Here is a 25,218-nt window from a genome sequence, read left to right on the forward strand (position 1 = left end):
CCGATGTCAGACACCGCCACGACGATGTTCGTCCAGGAGGCGCGGGACCTTCTGGAAGGGCTCGAGGACATGCTGCTCGACCTCGAGGCCGACCCGCGACCCGAGAAGGTCGACGCGGTCTTCCGCGCGCTGCACACGATCAAGGGATCGGGGGCGATGTTCGGCTTCGACGACCTGTCGCAGTTCACCCATCACTTCGAGGACGCCTTCGACAAGGTCCGCGAAGGCAGGCTGGCGGTCGACGGCCGCCTCGTCGACCTGTCTCTGCGGGCGCGCGACCTGATGCGCTCCCTGCTGGAGGACGCGGAGGGCGCCCGCACGCGCGAGGCCGAGGCCCGCGCCGTCCTCATCCGCGCCACGGCCGATCTGACAGGCCCCGGAACGCAGGCGGATCGCGCCACCTCGGCCCAAGCGGCCGCGCCGCCGAAGGAGGCGACGCGGTTCGACATTTTCTTCCGTCCCGCGCCCGACGACCTGATCAACGGCATGCGCCCTGACCTGCTGATCGAGGAGATCGGGGCGCTCGGCCCGATCTCGGTCGCGCTCGACCTCGGCCGCGTCCCGCCGCTCGACGATCTCGACCCGACGCGCTGCTGGCTCGGCTGGCATATGTCGTTGACCACATCGCAGGGCGAGGATGCTCTGCGCGACGTCTTCATCTTCGCCGACGAGGCGGAGCTGACAATCACCCCGCATACCGCCATGGCCGCGCCGGAGCCGGACAGTCCCGCCCCGGACGACCCCGCGCCCGCCAGGGACGCGGCAGTCACGCGCGGCGGCGGCAGCATCCGGGTCGAGAGCCAGCGGCTCGACGACATGATGGACCGGCTGGGCGAGCTGGTCATCGTCCAGGCCCGGCTCGACCAGATCTCGCGCCGGATCGGCGATCCGATGCTCGAGACCGTGGTCGAGGAGATCGACCGCCTCGTCACCGGCCTGCGCGACACCACGCTCTCGACGCGGATGCTGCCCATCGAGATGGTCTTCGGCAAGTTCCGCCGCGTCGTCCGGGATCTCTCGGGCGAGCTCGAGAAGACGGTCGCGCTGGTCACCGAAGGCGGCGAGACCGAGATCGACAAGAGCGTGATCGACAAGCTGAGCGAACCGCTGGTCCACATGATCCGCAACGCGATCGACCACGGCATCGACGATGCCGAGACGCGCAGGAAGGCGGGCAAGCCGGCCGGGGGCACCGTGCGGCTCTCGGCCACGCAAGAGGGCGGCGAGGTCCTGATCACCATCGCCGATGACGGCCGCGGGCTCGACGCCGACGCGATCCGCGCCCGCGCGGTCGAACGCGGTCTGATCGAAGAAGCCGCGGTCCTGTCCGAGGCGGAGCTCCATCAGCTGATCTTCGCGCCCGGCTTCTCGACCGCGAAGGAACTGACCAGCATCTCGGGCCGCGGTGTCGGCATGGACGCGGTCAAGACGACCGTCGACGCCCTGCGCGGCCAGATCCAGGTCGCCTCGACCGCCGGGCGCGGCACCGCGATCACCCTGCGCCTTCCGGTCAGCCTGGCGATCATCGATGGTCTGCTGGTGCGCCTTGGCGACGCGGTCTACGTCATCCCGCTTTCCAGCGTGGAGGAATGCGTCGAGCTCGACCTGGCCGAACGCCACCGCGAAAGCGGCCGGACGATGCTCCAGATACGCGAGACGCTGGTGCCTTTCCTCGATCTCGCCGACATCTTCAACCAGCCGGCCAGCACCGAGCCGCGCCGCCGCGTCGTCATCGTGCGGGCGGACGGTGCCCGGCTGGGCCTCGTGGTCGACGACATCCTCGGCCAGAACCAGACCGTCATAAAGACGCTGAGCGTCTTCCACCGCGACGTCGCAGGCTTCGCCGGCGCCACGATCCTGGGCGATGGCGCCGTAGCGCTGATCCTCGACGTCGCCGTCATGATCCGCACCGCGCTCGAGGCACGGGACACCCCCAGCGTCCGGCTGCGGAGGCAGGCCCGATGAACGGCGGGGCCCGCATCGCCGGGACGCCCGCCTCCCGCAGCTCGGAGATGCTGCTGCTCTTCAGCCTGTCGGGCGAGACCTTCGGCATCACCGTCTCGAATGTCAGCGAGGTCCTCGACCCGATCCCGCCGACCGAGATCCCCAATGCCGACCCTTTCGCGGCGGCCGTTGTCAACGTGCGCGGCGCCATCGTGCCGCTGATCGACATCCGCCGCCGCCTGCGCATCCGCGTCACGACCGAAGACGGCGACACCCGGATCGTCGTGCTCGACCTCCCGATCGGCGGCGTGCCGACCAAGATCGCGATGATCGCGGATGCCGTGACGAAGGTCATCGAGACCGATCTCGGCGCGCTGGAGCCGATCCCCGAGCTCGGCGCCCGCTGGCCGAAGAAGTTCGTCGAGGGCGTCGCCCGACATGACGGCGATCTCGTGGTCCTGCTCGACCCGCAGACCCTCTTCGACCCCGACGAACCGACCGCCCCGGACATGCAGGAGACGACGACATGAGACTATCCATCAAGACCAAGCTTGGGGGCGCCTTCGGGGCCATCCTGCTTCTGCTCTCGGCGCTCGTCTACGTCGCGATCAGCAGTCTGTCGCAGACAAACGCCACCGTTGACCGGCTGGTCGACGAATCCGCCGAGGCAGTCCGGCTCGCCGCCGCCATCCGCGAACCCGTCGCGCTCGTCTTCGCCAACGCACGCGGAGTCGTCATGTCGGACACACCCGAGTTGCTGGAGAGGCGCTACGAGGCGTCGGAGGAGAACTTCGCCGAAATCAGGGCGCTTGAGGCAGAGCTGGAACCTCTGCTTGCGCCGCAGGAAGCCGAGACCCTCGCCCGGTTCCGGGAGAGCTGGGAAACGTTGGAAGCTCATCTCGAAGAAGTCCACACGCTGACGCAGGACAACTCGAACGTCCGTGCAAGGAACCTCGCCTTCGAGCGGCTCACACCGCTGGCAGAGAATATCGGCGCCGCGATCGACGCCCTCGATGCCCGGGTGGCTTCGATCCCGGCGATCGACAGGGAGGCGGTTCTGCAGATTGAGCTCAAGGTCATGGACGATCTTCGCGACATCGAGACGATGCTGCTCTCGACGATCCTTGCGCAGACCGACGAGGACATGGAGCGATTCATGGCCGAGGCCGCGACGTCGCTCGCCGAGGCGGAGACTGCGCTGGACGACCTCCAGGCCGCACTGGGCAGCTATGCGTCTCGGGAACTCGAAGCCGTCCTGTCCGCCTGGGGCGAACTGGCCGCGCTGAGCGGCGAGATCAAAACCCTGGCGACCGAGCGGACGAACCTCATAGCCTGGGACATCGTGGAGACGACGTCGCAGCCGGTCCGGCTGGAAGCGACGGCGGCAATCAACGAACTGAGCGACTCGCTGAAAGCCGACATGGCGGCCGCGAAGGCGGCCGCGGCCGCCGCCTACGGCACCAGCCGCTCGGTCCTGATCGGGGTCGCGGTGACCGCCCTTCTGGTGGGGCTCTCGGCGGCGGCGTGGATCTCTCTCTCGATCAGCCGGGGCCTCGGCCGCGCGGTCGATGTGGCGCGCAAGGTGTCGATCGGCGATCTCGACGTGGATACGCGCCATTCTGCCCGAGACGAGATCGGCGACCTGCTAAGGGCCATGGGTGAGATGACGGGCACGCTCGGCAAGATGTCGGCGGTCGCGGAAGCCATCTCGCGCGGGGATCTGACGGTCGAGGCCAGGCGTCGCTCGGATGCCGACGCCCTCGGCATCGCCTTCGAACGCATGCTCAGGAAGCTGCGCGAGGTGGTCCGGGACGCCGACCGCTCCTCCGACGGGGTCGCCGAAGGGGCCAACGCCATGAGCGCGGCGGCAGAGCAGCTGAGCCAGGGCGCGACCGAACAGGCCGCCGCCGCGCAGCAGGCCAGTTCCGCCATGGAGGAGATGGTCGCCAACATCCGGCAGAGCGCCGACAACGCCAGCCAGACCGAGAAGATCGCAACCCAGTCCGCCGAAGAGGCCACGAAATCCGGCCAGGCGGTCGCCGATGCCGTGAAGGCGATGAGGACGATCGCCGAGAAGATCAACATCATCCAGGAGATCGCGCGCCAGACCGACCTGCTGGCCCTGAACGCCGCCGTCGAGGCCGCCCGCGCGGGACAGCACGGCAAGGGCTTCGCCGTCGTCGCCTCGGAGGTGCGCAAGCTGGCCGAACGGAGCCAGCAGGCCGCGCAGGAGATCGGCGAGCTGTCTTCGACGACGCTGGAGGTCAGCACGCGGGCGGGCGAGATGCTCCAGGCGCTCGTCCCCTCGATCCGCCGCACCTCCGACCTCGTCGAGGAGATCTCGGCGGCCACCCAGGAACAGAATACCGGGGCGGAGCAGATCAATCAGGCGATCCGCGAACTGGATGCGGTCATCCAGCAGAACGCCGCCTCCTCAACCGAAGCGGCCTCGGTCTCGGCCGAACTGGCGACGCAGTCCGACGAGCTGCGCAAGGTCATCGGCTTCTTTCACCTGGAGGCCGCGACGAAACCCCGGAACTCCCCACAGGCTCCGCTGCCCGCATCTTCCGGGCCCATCGACGCGGTGCCCGGAACCCGGACGATTCCGAAGGCGAAATCCGCCTTGATCCCGAACGGGCATGCCGACGGCGTGGAGCTGGATCTCGGCTCCGACGCGGAGTTCGAGGCCTACTGACGCCGACCTGACCACAAGGACCAGCCGCCATGAGCGCCTTGACCGCTTCCTCGACCCGCGCCGCCCCCGACCCCGACGAACTGGCCGAGGAGGCGGTCGCCGACACCTACCTCACCTTCGTCCTCGCGTCGCAGATCTTCGTCGTGCCCGTCGCTAACGTCCGGGAGATCCTAGACCTGCAATCCATATCGCGGCTGCCGAACGCGCCGGGCGACCTGGTCGGGATGATCGACGTGCGCGGCCAGGGGATCGGCGTGGTCGATCTGGCAAGCCGCCTGGGGCTTCGCCTCGAAGGCGGTGCGCAGAGCCGGATCGTCGTCCTCGAGCTCGGCGACGGGCCGGAACGAGCGCCGCTGGGCATCGTCGCCGACCGCGTGCTCAGCGTCGCCGAGATCGACCCGACGACGGTCGAGGCCGCGCCCAGGACCATGTCCAGCTGGGAGGCGCGCGAGGTCCGCGGCATCACGCGGCTCGATGGCCAGATCGCGATCCTGCTGAACCTCGGGGCGATCTTCTCATCCGATCCGGCGCTCGATCCGGCCTTCGTCTTCTGATGGCCCGCGCCGATAGTCCACCGCGCGCTGCGGGCGTCGCGCCGGCCGTGATGGGGCCGCCACCGATCTCGGACCGCCAGGCCCGCCTGCTCGCCGAGCGGGCGAGCCGGGCCGCGGGCATCCTTTCGGGCACCGACAAGCCGGATTTCGTGCGCACCCGGCTCGCCCGTCGCCTGAGCGCCCTGCACCTGACCGACTTCGACGCCTATATCGCCAGGCTCTCCGGGGCGCAGGGCTCGGAGGAGCTGCCCCATCTGATCGAGGCGCTGACGACCCACACGACCAGCTTCTTCCGCGAGCCCGGCCATTTCGACTGGATGCGCGAGACGGCGCTGCCTGCCCTCGCAGCCGAAGGACGCGGCACGCGCCACGACCTCACGATCTGGAGCGCGGCCGTTTCCACCGGGGCGGAGCTCTGGACCGTCGGGATGACCGTCGAGGAATATGCGCGCACCACCGGGACCCCCCTGACCTACCGTCTGATCGGGACCGACATCTCCCGCCCGATCCTCCGAAAGGCGGCGCAGGCCGTTTTCTCGGAGGCCGATATCAGGAGCATCCCTGAAGCGTTGCGCCCGCGCTACCTGCTTCGGTCCAAGCGCATCGTCGGCCCGGACGAGGCCCGCGCCTACCGCATCGTGCCCGCGTTGCGGAACCGCACGCGGTTCGCCTATGCCAACCTGATCGACCTGACCCGCGCACCGGCCTTCACCGCCGATCTCGTCCTGCTGCGCAACGTCTTGATATACTTCAGCCGCGAGGATCAGGCCCGCGTCGCCAGCGCCGTCGCCGCCCGCGTCCGCCATGGCGGCCATGTCGTCTTCGCCCATAGCGAGACGCTGCGCGATCCCGTTCCCGGGCTGGTGCCGCTCGGCCGGTCGATCTACCGCAAGGAGGCATCATGACCCGGCGTCGCAGCCCGATCCGGGTGCTGATCGTCGACGACAGCGCCGCCGTCCGTGAGGCGATGGCGCAGATCGTCTCCTCCGACCCGGCGCTCGAGGTGATGGCGACTGCGGGCGATCCGATCATCGCGGCGCAGCGGATCCGCGCCGAGAAGCCGGATGTCATCACCCTCGACGTCGAGATGCCGCGGATGGACGGGGTCACCTTCCTGCGGCGCCTAATGTCGCAGCATCCGATCCCGGTGGTGATGTGCTCCTCGCTCGTCTCGGACAATTCCGAGACGTTGCACCAAGCCCTGCAGGCCGGCGCGGTGGAAATCGTCTGCAAGCCTCGGATGGGGGTGAAGACCTTCCTCGACGAATCGCGGACCCGCATCTGCGACGCGATCAAGGCAGCCGCCTCGGCCAGGCTGCACCTGCTGCGCAACCCGCCGCCCGAGCCGAAGCTGACCGCCGACGCCGTGCTGCACCCGGCCGGGTCCAGGGCGATGGTGCGCACCACCGAGAAGGTGGTCGCCGTCGGCGCCTCGACCGGCGGGACCGAGGCGCTGCGGATCTTCCTCCAGGCGATGCCCGCCGACAGCCCGCCGATCGCGATCGTCCAGCACATGCCCGAGACCTTCACCGCGGCCTTCGCCCAACGGCTCGACGGGATCTGCCGGATCTCGGTCCGCGAGGCGCGGGATGGGGACCGGCTGCTGCGCGGGCAGGCGCTGATCGCGCCAGGCAACCGGCACATGCTGCTGTCGCGCAGCGGCGCGGCGTATTCCGTGACCTTGCGCGACGGTCCGCTCGTCTCGCGCCACCGCCCCTCGGTCGACGTGTTCTTCCGTTCGGTCGCGAAGTTCGCGGGCAGGAACGCGGTGGGGGTCATCATGACCGGCATGGGCGACGACGGCGCCAAGGGCCTGAAGGAGATGCGCATGGCGGGAGCGGCGACGCTGGGCCAGAACGAGGCGACCTGCGTCGTCTACGGCATGCCGAAGGAGGCGAGGCGCGCCGGCGCCGTCGAGGAGGAGCTGCCACTGGAGCGGCTCGCTCCCGCGGCGCTCCGGATCTGCGCGGGGGCCGTGTCTCATGGCTGATCCGCGCGCCACCCCTGCCGAGATCCCGGGCGGTCCGGCCGCCCGGCTCGACGCCGCGCGGCGTGACGGCGTCGCCGCCTTTGAGGCCGTCGTCGATGAATTGCGTTCGGTCCGAGGCGCGGCCTCGGACCTGACCGAGACGCTCGACCGGCTCGGCGCCTGCTGCCGCAGCGCGGCCTCCGCCGATGCGGACGTCGCGACGCTGGTCGCGCGGATCGCAGCGCTGGAGACGGCGGGCGCCGCCGGGCTCGCGCGCCTCGGCGACGGGGCCGCCAGCCGTGGCCTCGCCGCGGCTCGGGTGTCGCTGGGCCAGCTCAAGCAGGATTCGTCGGGCTTCTGGTCCCTGGCCTGCCTGACCGCCGTCTCGGCCGGTTCCCTGGGCACGACCGCGTTCGACCGCCATGTCCGCCTGGTCCGCGACCTGTCGGGAAAGCTGGCGCAGAATTGTGACTCCGCCCTGACCCAACTCAACCTCGTCGAGGGGGCGCTAGGCGAGATGCGCGGCGCCGTCCAGAACGGCACCGACGTCGCCGCCGGGCTGCGCCGGGGCCTCGCCGCGGCGCTGACGGGCGCGGGCGAAGGGCGGACGCTGGACGCGCTGGGCCAGCGCTTCTCGGCCTCGGCCACCGATCTGACGGCGCGCGCGCGCGAGGGGCTGCGCGACCTCGTCAGCTGCCTGCAGTTCTCGGACGCGTTCAGCCAGCGGCTGGAGCATGTGATCGCCATCCTCCAGATTACGCAGTTGCCGCCCGCCGACCGCGCCGCCCTGGTCGCGGCGCAGCTCGACGCGCTGGCCGCGGACCAGCAGGCGACGCGCGCCAGCATCGCCCGCGCCCTGGCGGGCCTGTCGGAGACGGCGCGGACCGCGCGCCGCTCCTTCGCCGAGGGCATGGGGCCGACGGCGCGGTCGGCGATCGAAATGCGGCGGGGCATGATCGGCCACGCCGCCGACGCGGGCGCGCGGATCGAGCGGGAGGTTCGGGCCGCCGAGGCCGTCATCGAAGAGACCGGCGCCGCCTTCGAGGCCGCGTCGCGCGAATTCCACGCGCTGCGCGCGACGGTCAAGCAGATCAGCCTCTCCGCCTCGAATGTCACCCTTCTCGTGCAGAACAAGGACAGCGATTTCGCCCCCTTGATCGTGCTGGCGCGCGAGGCCTGGCAGATGGGCAGCCGGACCAGCAGCGTCATCGCCGCCTTCGAGACGCAGATCGGCGCCGTCGCCGGGGTCTTCGACAGCGCGCCCTTCGCCCCGCTGTCCGATGCGGTCGCCGCCTTCGGCGTGCAGCGCGACGCCTGCGCCGCGACGCAGGCCGAGATCGAACTCATCGACGCGACCCGCCTCGAGGCCGGGTCGCGGGCCGACAGGCTGCGCCAGGCGGTGGACAAGGCAAACGCTGCAATGGAGAGCATCGACCGGTCGCTCGCGCAGCTCGACTGGCATCGCGATGCGCTTTCCGCCCCACCGCCTGCCGCGTCCGAACCATCCGAGGCGCGCGCCGCGCTCCTCAACGTCTACACCATGGAGCGGGAGCGGGAGGTGCATCGCGCGCTCTTCCCCGAGGACGGTCCGCAGCCGTCGGGCGCCGCCGAGGAGGAGGACGCGATGGACGGTCTGGAGATGTTCTGAAGCGCCGGACGATGGATGTTGGCCCGAGAAGGTCGCGCCGGAAAGCGTTTGGTCAGGACCCGGTGCGCTCCCCCGACCGAATGAGGTCGCCCGGTGCGGAGAGGGGCGGCGATGCCCGCGTCGCCCAGATCGACGGGGACCCGTGTCGGCAGCGATCCGGCGCCCGTCCGCCAGACGTGGAGGAGCCGTTCGCTCGGGCCGTCCCCCGGCGGATGCGCAATCCCGAGGCGCCCCTAGACCGGCTGCGACGGGCCTATTCCCGCAGGACCTTCACCGTAGGCGTGCAGCCGAGCGACGAGGCGAGCGACTTGAACCGCGCGTCCGCCACCTCGCCGAAGAGTGCCTCGCCGTCGCCCCGGGGCAGCGACAGCTCCAGCTCGGCCTTCTTGGGATAGAGCTTCATGGACCCCATCAGCCCCGGATCCTGCGCCGAGAACATAGCGCCGAAGCGCATCGCCTTGCCGACAACCTCGGCCTGCCGCGTGTCGGCCTCCCCCAGAAGCGGCGCCAGCGCCATGAACGGCGTGCCCTCGCGCTTGTTGCGGTAGCGGTGCAGCAGGGCGAGACCCAGATAGACGCGCTCCGAATGCGTCAGGCCGCCCAGGTTGGCACGGGTGGCGTTGTCGAAGCAGATCTCGGCGCGGTAGTCGGGATGCGCGCGCCACGACACGTCGTGCAGCAGGCAGCAGGCCCGGATCAGCCGCAGCCGCCGGTCGCCCACGCGCGAGAACAGCGGCGAGATGAACCTGTAGAGCACCCGGCCGAAGCCCGGCAGCCGGGCCGAGGCGGCCTCGGACGCGCGACAGGACTCGATCAGCGGATCGCGGGCGCGCAGCACCTCCGGCATCCGTTCGTAGAGAAGCCCCTCGCGGATGCCGTAGGACGAGACGGCGATCTCCTTCGGGCGGAAGGTCTTGACCACGCGGCTGAGCACCTCGGCCGCGATCGGGACCAGCGACATCCGCGCCTCGCTCGTCCCCGTCTCCTGCCGCAGGGCGTCCATGTCGGCAGACTCGATCAGCTTGATCGTGGCGCGCAGGTCGTTGGGCGTCATCGTGTATTCGTGCAGGACATGCAGCGGATAGTTGCGGCGCTGCATGTCGATCCGGGCGATCGCCCGCCAGGATCCGCCGACGAGGAACAGCTTCTCGGTGCGGTCCTGGCCCAGCGCCTCGGCCATGGCTCGAACGCCGGCATCGATCTCGTCCCGGCGCGCGCTCTTGGTCTTCACGTCCTGCAGCTTCAGCGGTCCGAGCTTGCCCGACACGGTCGCGCCGACCCGGCCCTCGCCCGGCAGCACCGCCAGCTCCATCGACGAGCCGCCGATGTCGCAGATCAGCCCCTTCGCCTCGGGCCATCCCAGCAGCACGCCCTGCGCCGACAGCCGCGCCTCCTCGGCGCCGTCGATGACCCAGAGCTTCAGCCCCGTCGACTGCTCCACCTCGGCCTCGAAAGCGGGGCCGTCCCTGGCCTCGCGCACGGCGGCGGTCGCGACGGCGGTGAGCGAGTTGACCTCCATCCCGCGCGCCAGGATGGCGAAGCGGCGGAGCGCGACGAGCGCCCGTTCGCGGCCCCTGGGGTTGAGCAGGCCGGTCTCGGCCAGCCCCGCGCCCAGTCCGCAGAGGATCTTCTCGTTGAAGAAATACGCCGGAGAGCGCGCCGCCCCGTCGAAGACGACCAGCCGGACGGAGTTCGACCCGACGTCGATCACGCCGACCCGCCGCAGCGCCCGCGCCTCGGGACCGTCGAAGAGGGGGGCGCCGAACGGCCCGTACTCCTCGGCCTCGGCTGCGTCGAGTTTCATGGCCGTTCTCCCGGTTCTTCATCGGTCAAGGCGGTTTGGCATGCAGGGCGCGCCGCGGTCAACGCGCACGCCCGGAACCGATCGTGTCCGCCGGGGTTGATCGGCCAACGAAAGGAAACATCATGCCGCCCCGCAGCAGCTATGCCTTCCTCGCCATCGGTCCGGCGATGCTCGCCATCGCGACCTGGCTCGCCGCGCCCGACACCACGCCGCGCCCATCGCCCACGCAGACGGCGACCGCCATCGTCGACTTCTGACCTCGAAGGGAATCTCGAATGATCTTCCGTCGCCTCGCCGCCCTCACCGCGCTCGGCCTGCTCGCCGCCTGCCAGAGCTCCGACCCGACGCCCTACAGCACTCAGTCGCAGGAACGTCCCGCCGGCGTCCCGCAAGCCGTCGTCAGCGACGGGGACATCGACGGCGACGACGGCATCTGACGCGGGCCTGCGCCCTCACTCGGCGGAATGCGTCAGCTCCGGCACGTCCTTCGCCCCTGCGCTGCCACGCCCAGACAGGGACGGGTTCTCCATGAAGAACCGGTGGCAGTTGAACGGGTTGTCGAGCGCCGAGACATCGGCGCGGGTCCATTCCCCCTCCGGCCCCAGCACCCAGGACTGCGCCACGTCGGCAAGGTTGGCTGCCATGATCTGGCTGACGATCTGCGCCTTCACGGTCGGGTTGGTGCATTCCACCAGCGTCTCGATCCGGCGGTTCAGGTTGCGACCCATCCAGTCCGCCGACGAGATATGGACCCGCGCCCGTTTGGACGGCAGGCCGTGGCCGTTGCCGAAGCAGACGATGCGCGAATGCTCCAGGAAGCGGCCGACGATCGACTTGACGCGAATGTTCTCGGACAGGCCCTTCACGCCCGGACGCAGGCCGCAGATGCCCCGGATGATCAGGTCGACCCGCACGCCCGCCTGGCTCGCCACATAGAGCGCGTCGATCACGTCCGGGTCGATCACGGAGTTCATCTTGGCCCAGATGACCGCCGGACGCCCGGCCTTGGCATGCTCGATCTCGGCCGAGATCGACTCGAGCAGCGTCGATTTAAGGGAGATCGGCGAGATCGCCAGCGCCTCCAGCCCCTCGGGCGGGGCGTAGCCCGAGATGTAGTTGAACACCTTGGTCGCGTCGCGCCCCAGCGCCTCGGACATCGTGAAGAGCGACAGGTCCGTGTAGATGCGCGCCGTGATCGGATGGTAGTTGCCCGTCCCGAAATGGGTGTAGGTCACCAGCTTGTCGCCCTCGCGCCGGACCACCGTGCTGATCTTGGCGTGGGTCTTGTAGTTGGTGAAGCCGTAGACGACATGGGCGCCCGCCCGCTCCAGCCGGCGGGACTGGCGGATGTTGGCGGCCTCGTCGAAGCGCGCCTTCAGCTCGACCAGGGCCGTGACCTGCTTGCCCGCCTCCGCCGCCTCGCAGAGCGCGGCGACGATCGGGCTGTCGCGCGACGTGCGATAGAGGGTCTGCTTGATCGCCAGCACGTTCGGGTCCAGCGCCGCCTGCTGCAGGAAGCGGATGACCATGTCGAAGGTCTCGTAGGGGTGGTGCAGCAGCATGTCCTTCTGGCGGATCGCGGCGAACATGTCACCGTCATGATCCTGCACCCGCTCGGGAACCCGGGGCGTGAAGCTGGGCCAGAGCAGGTCCTTGCGGTCGCCGACGACCAGCTCCTTCAGGGCGGCGAGACCCAGGAGACCGTCCACCTCGATGATCTCGTTCTCCTCGACGCCGATCTCCTCGACGATCTCGCGGCGCAGGCCCGCGGGCGCGTTCGCGGTGATCTTCATGCGCACGATCTCGCCCCGGCGGCGGCGCTTGAGCGCGGTCTCGAACTCGCGGACGAGGTCCTCGGCCTCCTCCTCCAGTTCCAGGTCGCTGTCGCGCAGCACGCGGAAGGCGCAATGGCCCTTGAGGACGTAGCCGGGGAAGACCCGCTCGATCTGAAGCAGCAGCAGCGCCTCCAGCGGCAGGAACCGGATCGTGGACCCGTCGCCGGGCAGGCGCACGAAGCGGTCGATCTGCGCCGGGATCGGCAGCAGCGCCCGCAGCAGGCGCTTGTCCGCCTTGCGCTCCAGCTCGACGGCGAGGGCGAAGCCCTCGTTCGGGATGAAGGGGAAGGGGTGGGCCGGGTCGATGGCCAGCGGCGAGACGACCGGGAAGACGTTGCGCAGAAAGTAGTCGGCCATCTCGGCCTTCTCGGCCGCGGTCAGGGCGTCGGCCGTCAGCAGGCACAGCCCGGCCGCCTCCATCTCGGCGCGTATCGTCTTCCAGACGTCCTGCTGCTCGCCCAAGAGCCGTCCCGCATCCTCGTCGATCAGGACAAGCTGCTCGGCCGGCGTGCGCCCGTCGGCGGCGGGAGAGACGTTGCCGGCGCGGGCCAGCTCGCGCAGGCCGGCAACGCGGACGGTATAGAACTCGTCCAGGTTGGCCGCGCTGATCGACAGGAAGCGCAGCCGCTCCAGCAGCGGCAGGCGCGGGTTCGCGGCTTCGTCCAGGACGCGCCAGTTGAAGGCCAGCCAGGACCGCTCGCGGTTGAAGAAGCGGCGCGGGCCGGTCCGCCGATCCTCGTCCAGCTCGACGGGGGCGGGCAACGGCGCCCGCAGGAAGTCGGCGGCGGGGATCTCGGGACGGTCCAGCATGACGGGCGCCTATCGTGAAGGAATGACGAACGGATGACAGGGTATCCGCCGGGCGCAGGACGGTCCAGAACGCGCAATCCCTCTTGGCGCGACGCTGCCTAGCTCCGCGTCTCCAGCGCGGCGAGCCAGCGCTCGACCCGGGCGCGGTTCACCCCCATGTCGGAATGGCCGTAGCGCGACCGGCTCCAGACGCTGACCCGCGCGCCGCCGCCTTCGGGCGAGATCCTGACCGAGACCGCGTCGGGAAAACCGACCAGGCGTGAGCGTTGGACATAGGTGACGTGGCCCTCCTCCGGCGATCCGGCGAGGCGCTCGACCCCCGGCTCGGCCATCGCGATCGCGTCGAGATCGGCGGCCACCGCCTGCGGCGCCCGGTCGAGGATCAGCGCGGGGCGGTCGCCACCCTCGGCAACCAGATAGTCGTTGGGTCTGCCGGTGCGGGTGCGCGCCTCGGGGTCGGCGTGCCACGTCTCGGGATCCATCGGCGTGGTGCGCACGAAGCCCGCGCCGGCGGCGGCGGCCACCCCGCCCGCAAGAAGAAGTCGTCTGAACATGGGGATCACATAGAGATACCGCGGCCCCGCGTCACCCCACCTTCAGGATCTGCAGGTCGGCGACGTTGGTGCCGGTGCCGCCGGTGATCAGAAGATCGCCGGTCGCCTGCAGGAGGGGATAGCTGTCGTTGTCGGCAAGCCGCGCGGCGACGTCCATCCCGGCGGCCCGCGCCCGTGCCAGCGTGCCGCCGTCGACCAGCGCGCCTGCCGCGTCGGTCGGCCCGTCGCGCCCGTCGGTGCCGCCCGACAGGAAGGCCCAGGGCCGGTCGACGCCCTCGAGCGCCAGCGCGACGCGCAGCGCCAGCTCCTGGTTGCGCCCGCCCCGACCGGACCCGCGCAGCACCACCGTCGTCTCGCCGCCCCAGAGCCGGATGCCAGGCGCGAAGGCCCGGGCGACCCGCGCCGCCGCCTCGGCCACGTCGCCCTCCAGCGGGACGGGATCGAGCACCGCGCCCGGCGCCGCCGCCGCCATCGCCTCGGCCGAAAGGCGGTTCGACCCGATCAGCCGCGTCTCCACCGGCGGCGTCGGCAAGGGCTCCGCCCGCTCCAGCGCGGCGCGGCAGGCGGCGGGCATCCGGTCCCAGAGCCCGGCCCCGCGCAGCAGCGCCGCAGCCTCGGCCGGCGTGCCGAGCGGCGGGACGCAGGGGCCCGAGGCAATTGCCGAGAGGTCGTCGCCCACCACGTCCGACAGGATCAGCGCCACCGCCTCGGCAGGCGCCAGCGCGCGCGCGAGCCCGCCGCCCTTCAGCCGGCTCAGTGCCTGCCGGACCAGGTTCATCGCCCGGATGTCGAGCCCGGCCCCGAGCAGCAGGCGCGACACCTCCGCCTTGTCGGCGAGGCTCACCCCCGGGACGGGCGCGACGGCGAGCGCCGAGCCACCGCCCGAGATCACGACAAGCGCGCGCTCGCCCTCCCCAAGTCGCGCAGCCCGGTCGAGCAAGGCCTGCCCCGCCCGCTCCGACCCCGCATCGGGCACCGGATGGCCGCCGAGGATGACCTCCGCCCCCGGGATCTCGGCCGCGTTCTCGGGGTTGGTCACGACCAGGCAGGGCACGCCCGGAAAGCGGGCCAGCGCCGCGCGCGCCATCGCGGCGGCCGCCTTGCCGAGCGCAAGGATAGCGTCAGGGCGCGCCGCATCCGCCAGGGCCGCCGTCACCGCCGCCTCGGGATCGGCGCGTCGCACGCCCGCCATGAAGATATCGATCAGACCGTCCCGCATCGCGCCCCCTGCCCCGGGCGCGGATGGTGCGGGTGAAGGGACTCGAACCCCCACGCCTCGCGGCGCCAGAACCTAAATCTGGTGCGTCTACCAGTTCCGCCACACCCGCCCGGAGCCCCCTTAGCACCCGTCGAATCGAACGGGAAGGGCCACCAGGAGTCCGCAAGCCTGCCCCCGTCGCGCCATATTCCGCGCGCATGCAGAAGATTGTCCGCCACCTCGAGAGGTTCGCCATGACCGTCCAGCTCCGCATGAACGCAAGCGAGTTGATCCGCCGCGCCGCGCGACCGGTCGGCGGCACCGCGCAGGGCGGCATCGCGCGGGGCACCGAGATCCTGACCGCGCGCGGCCCCGTCCGCGTCGAGATGCTGCGCCCCGGCGACCGCGTCATCACCCGGGAGAGCGGGATGCGGCAGATCCGCGCGATCTCGCCGGTCGAAGTCCCGGTCCTGCGCGTCGCGCCCGACAGCCTCGGCCTTGCCCGACCCGAGCGCGAGACGGTCGTCGCCGCCGACCAGCACCTCGTCCTGCGCGACTGGCGCGCCGGCGCGCTGTTCGACGCCGAGCGCGCACTCGTCCCCGCCGCGCGCCTGCAGGACGGCTGCCAGATCACCGCCGCGGGCCGCGGCGAGGTCTTCCGCCTCGATTTCGGCCGCCCCGCGACGATCTGGGCCAACGGGCTGGAACTGCCGACCGGGCGCACCGAGACCGGCGTCATCGACGACGCGACCGCCTGACGCAGCGCCCCCGGTCTCTCGGACGCGTGAGGTGACGGGCGCGGGCGGCGCCCTAGTCTCTGAGGTCAAGATCCATGACCTGCGGAGAAAACCATGCGTATCCTGACCCTTGCCATCCTGATGGTCCCCGCCGCCGCGACTGCCCAGAGCTTCGAGCGGGGCGAGCGGAACACCGATCTGGCCCCCGCCTTCCCCGAGCAGTTCCGCGCACCCTTGGTCGAGTCGGATGTCGAGCTCGATACGGAGACCCTGGTCGAGGGCCTCGTCCATCCCTGGGGCATCGCCACCCTGCCGGACGACGATGGCTGGCTCGTCACCGAACGGCCCGGCCGTCTGCGCCATGTCGCGCCCGACGGCACCCTGTCCGAGCCGATCTCGGGCGTGCCCGAAGTGTGGAACCGCGACCAGGGCGGGTTGCTGGACGTCGCGCTCGGCCCGGACTTCGCCGAGACGCGGATGGTCTACATCACCTATGCCAAGCCCATGGGCGACGGGCTGTCGGCCACCGCCGCCGCGCGCGGCGTGCTGTCCGAGGACATGACCGCGCTCAGTGAGGTCGAGGACATCTTCGTGCAGGACCCGCCCGACGACACGGCCATGCATTACGGCAGCCGCATCCTGTTCCCCGGGGACGGCACGGCCGTGATCACCACCGGCGAGCATTCCTCGCTCGAGACGCGGGTCTATGCCCAGGACCTCGACAAGACCTACGGCAAGGTGATCCGGGTCAATCTCGACGGCTCGATTCCCGAGGACAATCCCTTCGTGGGCCAGGAGGGGGCCATCGACAGCATCTGGTCCTACGGCCACCGCAACATCCAGGGCGCGGCCTACGACGCGGACGGCACGCTCTGGACGATCGAGCACGGCCCCGCGGGCGGCGACGAACTCAACCGGCCCGACCCGGGGCTGAACTACGGCTGGCCCGTCATCTCCTACGGTGAGCGCTACGGCGGCGGGCCGATCGGGTCGGGCGATGCGCAGCAGGAGGGGATGGAGCAGCCCGTCTACTTCTGGGACCCCGTCATCGCGCCGGCCGGAATGACCTTCCACGACGGCGAGGCCTTCTCCGAGTGGAACGGCGACGCGTTGATCGGGTCGCTCTATCCCGGCGGCGTGGTGCGATTGTCGCTGAACGAGGAAGGCCTCGTCACCGAGGAGGAGCGCCTGCTGCGCGATATCGGCCGCGTGCGGGACGTCGAGCTTCAGGAGGACGGGACGTTCTTCATCCTGACCGATTTCGAAGACGGTGCCATGATCCACGTCACGCCCGCGTCGTCGTCCTGACAAGGAGGTTCGGACCGGCTGGCGCCGGTCCGACCGGCCGGGGGGCTGCCGCCCCCCGGACCCCCCGCGCGCTGACCCGAGGCGGGGTTTGGGTCAACGGGCGGAGGGGGCTCTGCCCCCGCCCTTCGGGCCCCCCGGAGTATTTTCAGCCACAGGAAATGGACGGGTTCGGCGGCGGGGTGCGTCACGGTATGCTGTTTCGGCATGGGGCCGTCAGCCCACCGGCGGTCGATGTCGCCGAGCGCGGTCCTGGTGGACAGGGCTGCAAGCGGCGTCTGGTCGGGCGTCGCCAGCGGACCCGAATCCCCGCCCGAAGGCAGGGCCTCGGCTGGTTCAGGGCGATGGCGGCCTGAACCTTCTGCGTGAAGCCGAGGGGTTTTTCGTGCGGGTCGTCCATCCCTCTGCGCGGCCAAGGCGCGCAACTCGGTTGATCGAAGACCCCGCTGGGCGGCGACTCCGACCGGGAAGGGCGCGACGGCGCCGTCATGACCCTGGGGGCGGGATGGAAGCTCTTCCGCGCCACCCGCGCCGTCCGGGCCCTGCCGTGGCAGCGGCGCCATGCGCGTCTCCGAAATGCAGGGGGCGCCCCACCAGGGCGCCCCCGCTTCTTCATCGTGGTCCCGCGCTCAGGCGTCTTCGGTCGAGCCGGCGGCCTCGGTCTTGTCGAGCTCCTCGAGCTTCTCCATCTCGGCCTGCAGCTCCTCCTTGGTGACCGTCTTGTCGGTCACCTGGGCCCGCTCCAGCACGAGGTCGACGACCTTGTCCTCGAAGAGCGGGGCGCGCAGCTGCTGCTGGGCCTGCTGGTTCTGCTGGATGAACTGGAAGAACTCCCGCTCCTGGCCCGGGTACTGGCGGGCCTGGGTCATGATCGCCTGGGTCATCTCGGCATCTGTGACCTGGACGCCTTCCTTCTGGCCCAGCTCGGCCAGCAGCAGGCCGAGACGCACGCGGCGTTCGGCGAGCTTGCGATGCTCCTCGGTGGGCTCGATCTTCGGGTGATCGTGACCGTGGACGTCCGGATGCTCCTCGTGCCAGAGCTGGTGGGCGATCTGCTGGGCCTCGGCGTCGACGAGGCTGGGCGGCAGGTCGAAGCTGACGAGGTCATCGAGCTGGTCGAGAAGCTGGCGCTTGACCACCTGGCGGGCGGCGCCCTGGTATTCCTGCGCGAGCCGGCCGGAGATCTGCTCCTTCAGTGCATCGAGGCTCTCGGCGCCGTACTGCTTGGCCAGCTCGTCGTCGATCGTGGCCTCGGCGGGCTTCTTCACCTCCTTGACCTTGCATTCGAAGACGGCGGCCTTCCCGGCCAGGTGCTCGGCCTGGTACTGCTCGGGGAAGGTGACCTCGACCTCCTTCTCCTCGCCGGCCTTCAGGCCGATCAGCTGGTCCTCGAAGCCCGGGATGAAGCTGCCGGAGCCGAGCTCCAGCGGGAAGTCCTCGGCGGCGCCGCCCTCGAAAGGCTCGCCATCGACCTTGCCCAGGAAGTCGATCACGACCTGGTCACCCTTGGCGGCCTTGCCCTTCTTGGTCTTGAAGGTCTTGGCGTTGGAGGCGAGGCTTTCCAGCGCCTCCTGCACGTCGGCCTCGGCGGGCTCGACCACCAGGCGCTCGATCTTGACGCCGGAGAAGTTGACATCGGGGATCGTGGGCAGCGCCTCGTAGGAGAGCGCGACCTCGACGTCGTCGCCTTCCTTCCACTGCTGGTTGGTCATCTCGATCCGGGGCTGCATCGCGGGGCGGTCGCCCGATTCCTCGAAATGGCGGGTCGAGGCGGCGTCGATCGCCTCCTGCATGGCCTCGCCGAGAAGGCGCTGGCCGAACTGCTTGCGAAGCAGCGCCATCGGAACCTTGCCCTTGCGGAAGCCCTTCATCTGAATCTCGGGCTGCGCCTCGGTCAGCTTCTCGTTCACCTTGGCGTCGAGTTCGGCGGCGGGGACCGTGATGGTGTAGCCGCGCTTGAGGCCTTCGTTCAGGGTCTCGGTCACCTGCATGTCGGGTCGTCCTTCGATGGTGGATCCAGGGCGCGCGCGCCGGCGGCCCCATAGGTCAAAGGCCCGCCAGGGGGCGGGCCGAAATCGAGCGCCTGTCTAGGGAGCGCGCCCGAGGGGCGCAAGGGGATTTCCGGCGGCCGGGTCCACGCGCCGCGCCCTGCCCGCCTTGGTGAGCGCGATCCCCCGCCGGGATCGCCCCACATGCTGACGCGGACGGTCAAGCCACCGCCTCGCGAGACGGAGCGCGTCGCCGTCATGAGCGGTCCGCCGGTCTTGCGGCCGCTGAGCAGTCACGCGGGGGTGGCATGGGCCCGAGGGGCGGTAAGGTCGGAGCGGCATGCGCCCGAGGCGCGGTCACACCCGAGCGAGGCGGGGCCGGACGCCCGGCTCCCGGGCGTTGCCCCGCTACCCGCATCCCACAGCCGGAGACCAGTCAAGCCGATCCGGCTCGGCCTCCCGGACCGGCGGTCAGTAGATGTAGCGGATCTGGTCGCTCCAGTACCGCTCGACGCGGCGGAGCGTGCTCACGATCTCGATCAGGCCCGCATCGGACAGGACGCCGGTATGGCGGATGCCCTCGGCATGGCGGGTGAACAGCGCCTCCAGCGCGTTGCGCACCTCGCGCCCCTTCTCGGTCAGGCGCACGCGGACGGCGCGGCGGTCGATCTCGCAGCGCTGGTGGTGCATGTAGCCCATCTCGACCAGCTTCTTGAGGTTGTAGCTGACGTTGGAGCCCTGGTAATAACCGCGGCTCTTCAATTCGCCCGCCGTCACCTCATTGTCGCCAATATTGAAGAGCAGAAGACCCTGGACGGCGTTGATCTCCAGGATGTCCAGACGCTCGAACTCGTCCTTGATGACGTCGAGGAGCAGGCGATGCAGCCGCTCCACCAAGGTCAGCGAGTCGAGGTAGCCGGACATGAAGTCCGTCGTCTTCCTAGGCTGGAACTTCTCGAGTCTGCTCATCCCATCTGACCCCGGCTTGTCTCGCTACACCGGGGGTTCTCGCCGAGAAATGCAAATAATCCGTTAAGGGGCGATCACCTCGCGGTCGCGGCGCGCTTCGACAGGGTCGCCATCAGCGGCGCGTAGCGTGTCGGCGGCGTCCCCTGCCCCGTCACCCACTGGAACAGGTCGTGGTCGTTCTCGCCCAGCACCGCCTCGAACAGCGCGAGGTCCGCCGCGTCCATCTGCTCCAGCTCGGCATCGGCATGGCCGCCCAGGATCAGGTCCATCTCCTTGATGCCCCGGCGCCAGGCGCGGATCCGGGCGCGCTTCCGGCGGGCCTCCAGCTCGGTCATGGCCGGGCCAGCCGCGCGCGGAGCCGCGACTCGAGCAGGCCCAGCCGGTCCGACAGGACCGAGGCCTCGCGCCGCAGCGCCTCGACCTCGGCCAGCAAGGCGCCGTCGCCCTCATCCGCGGGCGCGGGCGTCTGGCCCACCGCCGCCCCGGTCAGAAGCCAGACGAGAGACACGTTCAGAAGGCCGCAGAGCATCGACAGCCGGTTGGCGCGCGGCTCGGACTGGTCGTTCTCCCAGGCGCGCAGGGTCTTGACGTTTATCCCCAGCCGGCGCGCCAGCTCCGCCTGGTTCAGCCCTGCCGCCTCGCGCGCGCCGGTCAGCCGGTCGCCGAAGGTGGTCGCATCCGGATCGTACCAATTCTCGTCCGTCTGGTCGTCGGGCATCGCCACGCTCCTTGCTTTCGGGGTCCCCAGCCTTTTAGGACGGAGAGTGCCGCCATGCCAACCGGAGACGACCCAATGGCCTTCCTGTCCGACACCCTCGCCCGCGTGAAGCCCTCGCCCACGATCGCGGTGACGACAAAGGCGGCCGAGCTGCGCGCGGAGGGGCGCGACGTCATCGGCCTCGGCGCAGGAGAGCCGGATTTCGACACGCCCGAGAACATCCGCCGGGCGGGCATCGCCGCGATCGAGGCGGGCAAGACCCGCTACACCGCCGTCGACGGCATCCCCGAGCTGAAGCAGGCGATCTGCGCCAAGTTCAGGCGCGAGAACGGGCTCGACTACACGCCCGCGCAGGTCACCGTCGGCACCGGCGGCAAGCAGGTGATCTACAACGCGTTGATGGCGACGCTCAATCCCGGTGACGAGGTCGTGATCCCCGCGCCCTACTGGGTCAGCTACCCGGACATGGTGCTGCTCGCCGGGGGCGAGCCGGTGATCGCCGAGGCCGGGATCGAGACCGGCTTCAAGCTGACGCCCGCCGCGCTCGAGGCCGCGATCACGCCCAAGACCAAGTGGCTGATCTTCAACTCGCCCTCGAACCCCACCGGCGCCGCCTATACCGCGGACGAGCTGAAGGGCCTGACCGATGTCCTGCTGCGCCATCCGCATGTCTGGATCCTGTCGGACGACATGTACGAGCATCTCGTCTTCGACAATTTCGTCTTCGCCACACCCGCGCAGGTCGAGCCCGCGCTGATCGACCGCACGCTGACGATGAACGGCGTGTCCAAGGCCTACGCGATGACCGGCTGGCGGATCGGCTATGCGGCGGGTCCGGAAGAGCTGATCCGCGCGATGCGCAAGATCCAGTCGCAATCGACCTCCAACCCCTGCTCGATCTCGCAATGGGCCGCGGTCGAGGCGCTGGAAGGCTCGCAGGAGTTCATCCGCCCCAACCAGGCGCTGTTCAAGGGCCGCCGGGATCTGGTCGTCGCCGGGCTGAATGCCTGCCCCGGGATCGACTGCCCGGTGCCGCAGGGTGCGTTTTACGTCTATCCCTCCATCGCGGGCTGCATCGGCAAGACGAGCGCCGGGGGTGCCGAGATCACCGATGACGAGGCCTTCGCCACCGCCCTGCTGGAGGAGGAGAACGTCGCCGTCGTCTTCGGCGCGGCCTTCGGTCTCTCACCGCATTTCCGGGTCAGCTACGCGACCTCGGACCAGCAGCTCACCGAGGCCTGCGCCCGGATCCGGCGCTTCTGCGAGGGGCTGACTTGAGAGCCGTCCTCCTTGCCCTGGCGCTGGCCCCGCCCGCCTGGGCGGGGGACCCGGCCGACGCGCCGATGACGCCGCAGCTGGAGCGGCTACTCGCCGAGGCGCCCGAGGAGGCCATCGCCATGGTCGCCGCGCTGATGGAACGGATCGGCCGAGCCGACGGCCTCGTCCTCGCCACCCTGGCCGAGGACCGCGCCGCCGCGCGCGACGCACGCATCGCCGAGGCGATCGACAGCCTCGTCACGCTCGACAGGAACGGGGACGGCGTCCTCACCCGGCTGGAGGTCGCGCGCCAGCGCGACGACTGGAGCGCCAGCCATCTGGAGACCTTCTTCACCGAGTTCGACACCGACGGCACCGGCCGGGTCGACCGGACCGAGATCGAGACCGGCGTGCGACTGCGCGCCGAAGAGGTCGGCAGCGACGCCCTGCTCGAAGATCTGGCCGGCTGGGACCTCGACGGCGACGGGGTCGTGACGCCCGCCGAGATCGAATCCGTGATCCGCGCCAATCCGCGCGGCGAGACCGGGTGACCTTCCCGCCCTACTACTTCCGGGTGAAGGAGAACGGCGCGACCGTGTTCCGCGTCGACTCCGAGAACCGGCAACGACGGCTGGAGCTCGAACAGATCGCGACCGTCAACACCGGAAACGGCACCGTCCGCCCGCATGGCGACCGGCGCCTGACCGAGGAGGACCGCGCCGCCATCGACGCCTGGCTCGCGGAGCGTCAGGCCGTCCTCGCCGCGCGCGAGGCCGAGGCCGCGCGCCGCGCCGTGGAGACGCTGAACCTGACCGCGCAATGGGCGCAGTCCCGCGCCTCCGCCGAAGAGGTTGAGGCCGCGACCGACGCACTGCTTCTGGCGATGCACGACCTGAGGACGGTGCTGGTGAAGAAGCGCGCAGACCGGCTCGCCGGGGACTGAGCCGGCCCGGGAGGGGGCCCACGGCGCGCCCCTGGCCCCGGAGGACGGGGCGGCCGCCCGGGGCCTTGGCGGCGACGGCCCGGCTCCCTGGCCGGACCGGCGCGCCCGCTCCTCAGTAGCCGCGGGGGCGGGCGCAGCCGCCCAGATCGTCGCAGAACACCCCGGCCAGGCCGCCGATCATCGCGCCGCGATCGCCGTTGCCGTCGACCGCCTTCGCGATCCCGTAACCGGCCGCGGCGCCGGCGAGGCCACGCTCCACGTCGCTGTCGATGAAGCCGGTCTGGCAACCGGACAGGAGCGCGGCGGCGAGCGCGAGGGGCAGGAACTTGGTCATGGGGTCGTCTCCGAAAGAGGGCCGAGTTTCGGTCGGCGGAACTGGGTGGGTGCGGAACATGGCGGGGCGTTGTGCGCGTCGCCCCGCCGGCACTCGCTACACGGGCCGAGCCTTGGCGCAAGCGGCTTCGGTTATGCGATCACGCTTCGGCCGGAGGTGGCGTTATCCGATGACAGGCGCGCGCGAATGCCTGCGTGACAAGGGCCGGGCGACCGCCTAAGCCGGGCGCCATGAGGATCGCGACCTTCAACGTGAACGGCATCAAGGCCCGGTACCAGACCGTCTCGGACTGGCTGCGCGAGGATGCTCCGGACGTGGCCGTCCTGCAGGAGATCAAGTCGCTCGACGACGCCTTCCCCCGCGAGATGGCCGAGGATGCGGGCTACGAGCTCCACACCCACGGGCAGAAGGGCTTCAACGGCGTGGCGCTGCTGTCGAAGACCCCGCTCGAGGACGTGACCCGCGGGTTGCCCGGCGAGGAGGTGGACGACCAGGCGCGCTACATCGAGGGCACGGTGATCGGCGAGGGCGGAGCGGTTCGCATCTGCGGGCTCTACCTGCCGAACGGCAACCCGGCGCCGGGGCCGAAATACGACTACAAGCTCGCCTGGATGGCCCGGCTCGAGGCGCGGGCGCGGGAGCTGCTCGCCGCCGAGGAGCCGTTCCTGATGTGCGGCGACTACAACGTGCTGCCCGAGGACATCGACGTCGCCCGCCCCGAGGTCATGGCCACCGACGCCCTGATGCTGCCGCCGACCCGTGCCGCCTGGCGCCGGCTGGTCAACCTCGGGCTCACCGAGGCGTTCCGCGTCCGCCATCCCGGCCAGCCGGGACATTACAGCTACTGGGACTACCAGGCCGGCGCCTGGGACCGGAATCACGGCCTGCGCATCGACCACTTCCTGCTTTCGCCCGCTGTGGCCGACCGGATGACGGCCTGCACGATCCAGTCCGAGCTGCGCGGGCGGGAGAAGCCGTCGGACCACGTCCCGGTCTGGCTGACCCTCGACGGCTGAGGGGGCGCAGACGTCACGGCGCCGGGGCGCCCGAGGTGCAGGCTCCGTCGGCAGGCGGGATCGCCTGGGACAGGCGTGCGCCTCCGGCGGGGATATTTGGAGAGGGAAGAAAGCGGGAGCCCCTTGCGAACGGGATGTGCCCGGGCAAGCGTCCGAAAGGGGCGCTCCGGCACGAAGCCGGGGGTCCGGGGGGCGTCCCCCGGCCCTGCTCAGAGGTCGAGCGCCCAGTTCTGTTCGCGGGTGGGCTGGCCGAAGGCCACGACAGGCTTCTGGTCGAGCAGCCTGAAGCCGCTGCGCGCATAGAGGCGGCCGGCCGCGCGATGGCTCTCGTGGGTCCAGAGCACGAGGCGGCGGGCGCCGGTCTGGCGCGCATGGGTGACGACCTTGCCGAGCAGCGCCGGAGCGAGGCCGCTGCCGCGCCAGTCGGGCTCCACCAGGAACATCCGCAGGCGGGCGTCCTCGGGCGTGTCGCGGGCGCAGAAGACGCAGCCGATGCGGCGGCCATCGGCATCCGCCGCGATCCAGGCGCGCTCCGCCTCGGTCCGCGTCTCGATGAACCCCGACAGCAGGCGCGCGACCAGCGCCTCGAAGCGCAGGTCGTAGCCCTCGTCCCGCCAGTAGAGCTCTCCGTGGCGCTGGATCACCCAGCCCGGGTCGCCCGGTTCCAGGTCGCGGAATGTGACGCCGTCCATGGGGCCGAGCTTGCACGGATCGCGCCCCGGGTCTAGGCAGGGCGCATGGGCATCAACGACGAAAGCGACCTCTCCGCGAACCTGCAGATCGGGCCGACCGATGCGGGGATGGTGCGGCTCTATATCGAGGGCGACGGGATCGAGATCCCGATGGATTTCGACCCCGACGAGGCGCTGGAGATCGCCGAGGAACTGCGCGCCGCGGCCGCCATCGCCCGGAAGGCCGGAAAGGCCCGCCGATAGCGACG

26 protein-coding genes and 1 tRNA gene are annotated in these 25,218 nt (G+C 70.5%); 16 read left to right on the forward strand and 11 right to left on the reverse strand.

The genetic code is table 11. The features are described from left to right. Window positions 1-3: 3 nt before the first annotated feature. The 7 genes from DR046_RS12235 to DR046_RS12265 are packed head-to-tail and all read left to right on the forward strand — an operon-like array spanning window position 4 to window position 8,810. The gene (locus DR046_RS12235; RefSeq protein ID WP_115382675.1) at window positions 4-1,965 is read left to right on the forward strand and encodes a chemotaxis protein CheA; all 1,962 of its coding nucleotides are present in this window, start codon (window positions 4-6) and stop codon (window positions 1,963-1,965) included. Next, entirely contained in the window at window positions 1,962-2,474 is a 513-nt protein-coding gene (locus tag DR046_RS12240) for a chemotaxis protein CheW (RefSeq protein ID WP_115382676.1), read from the forward strand. The genes DR046_RS12235 and DR046_RS12240 overlap by 4 nt, the downstream gene beginning before the upstream one ends. Further along, on the forward strand, window positions 2,471-4,639 hold the full coding sequence (locus tag DR046_RS12245; RefSeq protein ID WP_115382677.1) for a HAMP domain-containing methyl-accepting chemotaxis protein: 2,169 nt from the start codon (window positions 2,471-2,473) through the stop codon (window positions 4,637-4,639). Before DR046_RS12240 ends, DR046_RS12245 begins: the two co-directional genes overlap by 4 nt. A 29-nt stretch (window positions 4,640-4,668) precedes the next feature. After that, window positions 4,669-5,193, forward strand: a complete 525-nt coding sequence (locus tag DR046_RS12250; protein ID WP_115382678.1) for a chemotaxis protein CheW — start codon at window positions 4,669-4,671, stop codon at window positions 5,191-5,193. Further along, window positions 5,193-6,098 (forward strand): CheR family methyltransferase, encoded by a 906-nt coding sequence (locus DR046_RS12255; RefSeq protein WP_115382679.1) that lies wholly within the window; start codon window positions 5,193-5,195, stop codon window positions 6,096-6,098. The genes DR046_RS12250 and DR046_RS12255 overlap by 1 nt, the downstream gene beginning before the upstream one ends. Next, entirely contained in the window at window positions 6,092-7,183 is a 1,092-nt protein-coding gene (locus tag DR046_RS12260) for a protein-glutamate methylesterase/protein-glutamine glutaminase (RefSeq protein WP_370816228.1), read from the forward strand. The genes DR046_RS12255 and DR046_RS12260 overlap by 7 nt, the downstream gene beginning before the upstream one ends. Next, on the forward strand, window positions 7,176-8,810 hold the full coding sequence (locus DR046_RS12265; protein WP_115382681.1) for a coiled-coil domain-containing protein: 1,635 nt from the start codon (window positions 7,176-7,178) through the stop codon (window positions 8,808-8,810). The genes DR046_RS12260 and DR046_RS12265 overlap by 8 nt, the downstream gene beginning before the upstream one ends. Before the next feature lie 253 nt (window positions 8,811-9,063). On the opposite strand, the gene DR046_RS12270 is transcribed toward DR046_RS12265, so the two are convergent. Then, a complete protein-coding gene (locus DR046_RS12270; protein ID WP_115382682.1) occupies window positions 9,064-10,614 on the reverse strand; it encodes a Ppx/GppA family phosphatase in 1,551 nt (516 codons plus the stop codon). Window positions 10,615-10,736: 122 nt separating this feature from the next. Here DR046_RS12270 and DR046_RS24640 point away from each other — a divergent pair, with 122 nt between their 5' ends. Continuing rightward, the gene (locus DR046_RS24640; RefSeq protein ID WP_280652836.1) at window positions 10,737-10,871 is read left to right on the forward strand and encodes a hypothetical protein; all 135 of its coding nucleotides are present in this window, start codon (window positions 10,737-10,739) and stop codon (window positions 10,869-10,871) included. A gap of 18 nt (window positions 10,872-10,889) precedes the next feature. Continuing rightward, window positions 10,890-11,051: a hypothetical protein gene (locus tag DR046_RS23660; protein ID WP_167767093.1), complete on the forward strand. Its 162-nt coding sequence runs from the start codon at window positions 10,890-10,892 to the stop codon at window positions 11,049-11,051. Between the two features lie 15 nt (window positions 11,052-11,066). Here the strand turns inward: DR046_RS23660 and DR046_RS12275 are convergent, their stop codons facing one another. The 4 genes from DR046_RS12275 to DR046_RS12290 all read right to left on the reverse strand — a co-directional run bounded on the left by DR046_RS12275 (window position 11,067) and on the right by DR046_RS12290 (window position 15,141). Further along, window positions 11,067-13,241: an RNA degradosome polyphosphate kinase gene (locus DR046_RS12275; RefSeq protein ID WP_115382741.1), complete on the reverse strand. Its 2,175-nt coding sequence runs from the start codon at window positions 13,239-13,241 to the stop codon at window positions 11,067-11,069. Window positions 13,242-13,357: 116 nt separating this feature from the next. Then, a complete protein-coding gene (locus DR046_RS12280) occupies window positions 13,358-13,813 on the reverse strand; it encodes a DUF1499 domain-containing protein (RefSeq protein ID WP_135227298.1) in 456 nt (151 codons plus the stop codon). Between the two features lie 31 nt (window positions 13,814-13,844). Further along, window positions 13,845-15,032: a glycerate kinase type-2 family protein gene (locus tag DR046_RS12285; protein WP_115382684.1), complete on the reverse strand. Its 1,188-nt coding sequence runs from the start codon at window positions 15,030-15,032 to the stop codon at window positions 13,845-13,847. A 24-nt stretch (window positions 15,033-15,056) separates the two neighbouring features. Next, window positions 15,057-15,141, reverse strand: a tRNA-Leu gene (locus DR046_RS12290). Between the two features lie 124 nt (window positions 15,142-15,265). On the opposite strand from DR046_RS12290, the gene DR046_RS12295 reads away from it, so the two are divergent. After that, window positions 15,266-15,769, forward strand: coding sequence for a Hint domain-containing protein (locus DR046_RS12295; protein WP_167767094.1), 504 nt, complete (start codon window positions 15,266-15,268; stop codon window positions 15,767-15,769). A 93-nt stretch (window positions 15,770-15,862) separates the two neighbouring features. Continuing rightward, window positions 15,863-17,056, forward strand: a complete 1,194-nt coding sequence (locus tag DR046_RS12300) for a PQQ-dependent sugar dehydrogenase (protein ID WP_115382686.1) — start codon at window positions 15,863-15,865, stop codon at window positions 17,054-17,056. 626 nt (window positions 17,057-17,682) lie between these two features. Here DR046_RS12300 and tig read toward each other — a convergent pair. The 4 genes from tig to DR046_RS12320 all read right to left on the reverse strand — a co-directional run bounded on the left by tig (window position 17,683) and on the right by DR046_RS12320 (window position 20,728). Beyond that, on the reverse strand, window positions 17,683-19,044 hold the full coding sequence (gene tig, locus DR046_RS12305) for a trigger factor (RefSeq protein WP_115382687.1): 1,362 nt from the start codon (window positions 19,042-19,044) through the stop codon (window positions 17,683-17,685). A gap of 468 nt (window positions 19,045-19,512) precedes the next feature. Further along, window positions 19,513-20,010, reverse strand: a complete 498-nt coding sequence (locus DR046_RS12310; RefSeq protein ID WP_115382688.1) for a MarR family winged helix-turn-helix transcriptional regulator — start codon at window positions 20,008-20,010, stop codon at window positions 19,513-19,515. 74 nt (window positions 20,011-20,084) lie between these two features. Then, window positions 20,085-20,345: an FAD assembly factor SdhE gene (locus DR046_RS12315; RefSeq protein WP_115382689.1), complete on the reverse strand. Its 261-nt coding sequence runs from the start codon at window positions 20,343-20,345 to the stop codon at window positions 20,085-20,087. Further along, on the reverse strand, window positions 20,342-20,728 hold the full coding sequence (locus DR046_RS12320) for a helix-turn-helix domain-containing protein (protein WP_115382690.1): 387 nt from the start codon (window positions 20,726-20,728) through the stop codon (window positions 20,342-20,344). Before DR046_RS12320 ends, DR046_RS12315 begins: the two co-directional genes overlap by 4 nt. Window positions 20,729-20,803: 75 nt before the next feature. On the opposite strand from DR046_RS12320, the gene DR046_RS12325 reads away from it, so the two are divergent. Genes DR046_RS12325 through DR046_RS12335 form a run of 3 tightly spaced genes read left to right on the forward strand, consistent with a single transcriptional unit; the run spans window position 20,804 to window position 22,928 of the window. Next, window positions 20,804-22,006 (forward strand): pyridoxal phosphate-dependent aminotransferase, encoded by a 1,203-nt coding sequence (locus DR046_RS12325; RefSeq protein WP_115382691.1) that lies wholly within the window; start codon window positions 20,804-20,806, stop codon window positions 22,004-22,006. Next, window positions 22,003-22,536 (forward strand): EF-hand domain-containing protein, encoded by a 534-nt coding sequence (locus DR046_RS12330; RefSeq protein WP_115382692.1) that lies wholly within the window; start codon window positions 22,003-22,005, stop codon window positions 22,534-22,536. The genes DR046_RS12325 and DR046_RS12330 overlap by 4 nt, the downstream gene beginning before the upstream one ends. Beyond that, a complete protein-coding gene (locus DR046_RS12335; RefSeq protein ID WP_115382693.1) occupies window positions 22,533-22,928 on the forward strand; it encodes a hypothetical protein in 396 nt (131 codons plus the stop codon). The genes DR046_RS12330 and DR046_RS12335 overlap by 4 nt, the downstream gene beginning before the upstream one ends. A 112-nt stretch (window positions 22,929-23,040) precedes the next feature. Here DR046_RS12335 and DR046_RS12345 read toward each other — a convergent pair whose 3' ends face one another. Beyond that, a complete protein-coding gene (locus DR046_RS12345) occupies window positions 23,041-23,262 on the reverse strand; it encodes a hypothetical protein (RefSeq protein ID WP_115382694.1) in 222 nt (73 codons plus the stop codon). Between the two features lie 230 nt (window positions 23,263-23,492). On the opposite strand from DR046_RS12345, the gene xth reads away from it, so the two are divergent. Next, on the forward strand, window positions 23,493-24,278 hold the full coding sequence (gene xth, locus DR046_RS12350) for an exodeoxyribonuclease III (RefSeq protein ID WP_115382695.1): 786 nt from the start codon (window positions 23,493-23,495) through the stop codon (window positions 24,276-24,278). Between the two features lie 209 nt (window positions 24,279-24,487). Here the strand turns inward: xth and DR046_RS12355 are convergent, their stop codons facing one another. Beyond that, the gene (locus DR046_RS12355) at window positions 24,488-24,970 is read right to left on the reverse strand and encodes a GNAT family N-acetyltransferase (protein ID WP_115382696.1); all 483 of its coding nucleotides are present in this window, start codon (window positions 24,968-24,970) and stop codon (window positions 24,488-24,490) included. A gap of 45 nt (window positions 24,971-25,015) precedes the next feature. On the opposite strand from DR046_RS12355, the gene DR046_RS12360 reads away from it, so the two are divergent. After that, window positions 25,016-25,213, forward strand: coding sequence for a DUF6324 family protein (locus DR046_RS12360; protein WP_115382697.1), 198 nt, complete (start codon window positions 25,016-25,018; stop codon window positions 25,211-25,213). The last annotated feature ends 5 nt before the right edge of the window (window positions 25,214-25,218 follow it).

The organism is Jannaschia formosa (assembly GCF_003340555.1).
Classification (GTDB): domain Bacteria; phylum Pseudomonadota; class Alphaproteobacteria; order Rhodobacterales; family Rhodobacteraceae; genus Jannaschia; species Jannaschia formosa.